This is a genomic window from Nonomuraea marmarensis (genome assembly GCF_043197025.1).
In the GTDB taxonomy this organism is placed as follows: domain Bacteria; phylum Actinomycetota; class Actinomycetes; order Streptosporangiales; family Streptosporangiaceae; genus Nonomuraea; species Nonomuraea marmarensis.
The window spans coordinates 1-2,359 of record NZ_JBICRM010000095.1; the positions used below are offsets into that span (position 1 = coordinate 1).

Consider the following 2,359-nt stretch of genomic DNA (forward strand, 5'->3'; position numbering starts at 1 on the left):
CTGCCCGCGCAGGTGAGGACGCCAAATGGCATAGGAATGCGAGGCGACCCGAAGCGCGCAGCAGCGCAGCCCGGCGATAGCGCCCGATGTTGAACACCTGCGGGGCGTGCGGCTCGGCCTGGTCGGGCGTGGCCGAGGCTCGGCCTGGTTGCGGTCGGTTCTGCCACGAAGTCGGCGGTAGATTCCCGGCCAAAGTACGGCGACGAACGAGGCGGGCCGGTATGCCCCGCGTGGCGACGGGCAGCGTGAGCCAGAGAACGACGCTGGGCAGAGAAGAACAAACGCCATCGGGCAGGCCGACCGCCGGAGCACGTATGTCACCGTTGCCAGAGCTGGAATCGGGGCTGGAGAACGGCAGCTCGACCCGGCCCGACGACGTCTTCCATCGGCGCTCACTCCCGAGGCCGTCCGCCAGGCCATCCGACGCGATCGATATCCGTACAGAGAGGGAGACCGGCTGATGGGAACCAGGATGCGGCGCGTGGCGGGGGTGGCCGTATGCTGCGCCCTCGGGGTCGTCGCCTGCGGCGGGGAGCACACGCACCGATCACCGGTTGCCGGTGACTCGCCCTTCGCTCGGGCGATGGAGCAGAGCATGGAGCGGATGCACCGGGACATGGCGATCGTGAGGCCGGCCGGTGACGCCGACCGCGACTTCGCGGCCATGATGATCCCTCATCACCAAGGTGCCGTGGACATGGCGACGGCCGAACTGGCGTACGGAAAGGACCCCGTGCTGCTGCGGCTGGCCCAGGAGATCATCGTGACCCAGCGCCAGGAGATTGACGTGATGCGCCATCGAGCGGCGGTCACGCCGCAACCTTCGCCTCCGTCTTCGCCAAGCCCGTCACCTGCCTCGCCGAGCGCCGTCGGACCTACACGCTCCCCCATCCCGTTGTCCGGCCGAGACCGCGTCTACACCGCCGACCAGACCTCGAACACCGTCTCCGTGATCGACCCCGCCGCCAACCGGCTGCTCGGCGTAATCCGGCTCGGTGACACCGTGCCCGAAGCGCTGAACCCTCTGTACAAGGGACAGCTCCTGGTGCACGGGATGGGCTTCTCGCCTGACCACCGGACCCTCGCGGTGGTGTCCATCGCGTCCAACTCGGTCAGCCTGATCGACACGGGCACCAACAAGGTCAAGGGAGTCGTCTACATCGGCCGCTCACCGCACGAGGCGTTCTTCACCCCCGACGGCAAGGAGGTGTGGGCGACCGTGCGCGGCCAGAACTACGTCTCGGTGATCGACCCGGTGGCGATGCGGGAGAAGCGCCGGGTGACCACCGCCAACGGCCCAGGCATGGTGCTCTTCCACCCGACCGGCCGCTACGCGTACGTGCCGTCGAGCTTCACGCCCGAGGTCGACGTGGTGGACACCCGCACCTACCGGGTGATCGCCAGGGTCCCTCAGGCCAGCCCGTTCTGCCCCAACCTGACGGTCAGCCGCGACGGTAAGGAGGTGTGGTTCACCCTCAAGGACTCCGGCAAGACGCAGGTGATGAGCGGCGAGCCCCCGTTCCGCATCCTGGCGACCCTCGACACCGGGCCCATCACCAACCACGTGACCGCCGTGGACAACCCGAACGGCCGGTTCGCCTACGTGACCGTCGGCGCGGAGAACGCGGTGAAGGTCTACCGGCGCGACGGCGCGCATCCCACGCACGTCGCCACGATCCCGGTCGGCGACCTGCCGCACGGAGTGTGGGGATCGGGCGACGGCACGCGGGTATACGTCGGCCTGGAGAACCAGGACGCGGTCGCGGCGATCGACGCGATGACCAACCGGCTCATCGCCACCATCCCGATCGGGCAGCAGCCGATGGCCCTGGTTTATGTGCCGCGGGCGGTAACCTCCGGTGCCGGCACGGCGAACCTGAGTCCCCGAGGCCAGGCGGCCACCGCCGGACACCTGGAGATGACGGCCCCGCCCGGCACCGGCGGACGCGGGCACGCCACCGTCTCGGTCAACGCCATGGGTCCTCTCGACACCTTGGAGATCGCCGCCTCGGGGCTCACGCCCGGCAGCGCGTACACGCTGTGGCTCGTCTCCTTGCGCACCGCGCCGTTCGTGAAGCGGCAGGAACTGGTGACCTTCAAGGCGAACATTTCGGGGGCGCAGATCGCCCAGGCGATCGGCCCGCTCAGGGAGGCCCTCACCTCCAGCGGCACTGCACGCAACCAGCAGCGCTACCTCCTGGTCACCAAGGCCGGAACGGACACCCCGGTGCTCATCCAGAAATCGCCCTAGTGGGCGTTTAGGTCTCTGTTTGATCCCAGGTTCAGGTGCCGCGCCAGGTGGGGGTGTTTCGCCTGTGAGGCGGCGGGTCATGAGGTCGATCATGGCGATGTGGATCAT

At 68.6% G+C, this 2,359-nt stretch carries 1 protein-coding gene; it reads left to right on the forward strand.

The window, feature by feature from the left end:
* Positions 1–460: 460 nt before the first annotated feature.
* Positions 461–2,251 (forward strand): DUF305 domain-containing protein, encoded by a 1,791-nt coding sequence (locus ACFLIM_RS50070; RefSeq protein WP_393177979.1) that lies wholly within the window; start codon positions 461–463, stop codon positions 2,249–2,251.
* Positions 2,252–2,359 lie beyond the last annotated feature (108 nt).

What these genes read in the sequence shown, in the direction of transcription:
- ACFLIM_RS50070 (WP_393177979.1), top strand. Translation starts at nt 461, where the DNA reads ATGGGAACCAGGATGCGGCGCGTGGCGGGGGTGGCCGTATGCTGCGCC.